Source organism: Psychroserpens mesophilus (assembly GCF_050617655.1).
Classification (GTDB): domain Bacteria; phylum Bacteroidota; class Bacteroidia; order Flavobacteriales; family Flavobacteriaceae; genus Psychroserpens; species Psychroserpens mesophilus_A.
Map to the genome: position 1 here is coordinate 1 of NZ_JBODQC010000028.1, position 1,300 is coordinate 1,300.

A 1,300-nucleotide genomic window follows, 5' to 3' on the forward strand; every position below is an offset into this window, starting at 1 on the left:
TGACCCGTCCTGAATAAAGGCTACATAATTTTAAACATTATGTACAAAAATGACAAAGTAATTAGACGGTATTCTGAATCTTTTAAACTTAAAATTTTAGACGAACTTACCGCAGGAAAACTAAACAAGTATCAACTAGGTAAAGCTTATGGTATTGCTCCTACTACCATTAATGAATGGATAAAAAAGTATAACCGTAAAGACCTAATGAACACCAGAGTAACTGTGAAAACTAAAGACGAAATAACTCGTATTAAACAACTTCAGAAAGAGATTGAACAGCTAAAGAAACTACTTCTAAAAAAAGATATGGATGCTCTTATTGACGATTCATATTTAGAAGTAGCAGCAGAACAGCTGGGCTACAAATCTGTTCTTGAACTTAAAAAAAAACTAAGTATCAAGCCCTGATTAAGGCCAAGAAAAGATCTAAGGGATTTGCTTCTCTTACTACCATAACTGCTTGTTTCGGACTTAAACGTGATGCGTACTACAAGTACAAACGTCGTGAGGACAAACGTCTGGAAATAGAGAAAAAAGTAGTGGTCATAGTTAAGAACAGACGCAAATCCCTTCCTAGAGAAGGCGTTAGAAAACTCACCAGATCATTAGAACAAGAGTTTATTAAATCCAACTTAAAAATTGGTAGAGATTCCTTATTTAACATACTTAGAAAACACAATATGCTCACACTTAGAAAGAAATACAGCTCAAGAACAACCAACTCATTACACAGGTTCTACAAATACAAGAACATCATTAAAGATCTTGACGTCAATAGACCAAACCAAGTTTGGGTAAGCGATATAACTTACATTAGAACTATAAAGGGATTTTGTTACCTGGCGCTCATTACAGATATGTACAGCCGTAAAATAGTTGGTTATGACATTAGTAACAGTTTAGAGCTTAAAGGTTGTGAAAGGGCTTTAAACAAGGCGTTATATCAAGCTAAAGATACTACTGGACTTATTCACCATTCCGACAGAGGTATACAATACTGTAGCAATGTTTATACACAAATTTTAAAGAGAAATAACATTGATATTAGTATGACTGAAGAAAATCATTGCTATGAAAACGCCGTCGCAGAGCGTATAAACGGTATTTTAAAAGACGAGTTCTATCTAGATCAGACCTTTGATAGCCTACAACACGCAAAAAGAGCTGCAAAAAATGCAATTAATCTATACAACGAAATAAGATTACATTTATCTTTAGACTATAAAACACCGAATATGATATATTTAAAAACAGCGTAAATCAATTTTAACCTGTAGCCATATTTCAGGACAAGACA

Annotated in this window: 2 protein-coding genes; both read left to right on the forward strand. The window is 33.5% G+C overall.

Translation table 11 applies throughout. The annotated features are described in order from the left end of the window. The first annotated feature begins 39 nt into the window (after window positions 1-39). The gene (locus tag ACRHNM_RS16160; protein WP_040254794.1) at window positions 40-411 is read left to right on the forward strand and encodes a transposase; all 372 of its coding nucleotides are present in this window, start codon (window positions 40-42) and stop codon (window positions 409-411) included. 44 nt (window positions 412-455) lie between these two features. Then, window positions 456-1,262, forward strand: coding sequence for an IS3 family transposase (locus ACRHNM_RS16165; RefSeq protein WP_431137674.1), 807 nt, complete (start codon window positions 456-458; stop codon window positions 1,260-1,262). Window positions 1,263-1,300: the final 38 nt, after the last annotated feature.

Bases quoted from the DNA above. Each gene is read 5' to 3' on its own strand.
- ACRHNM_RS16160 (WP_040254794.1), top strand. From the start codon at position 40: ATGTACAAAAATGACAAAGTAATTAGACGGTATTCTGAATCTTTTAAA.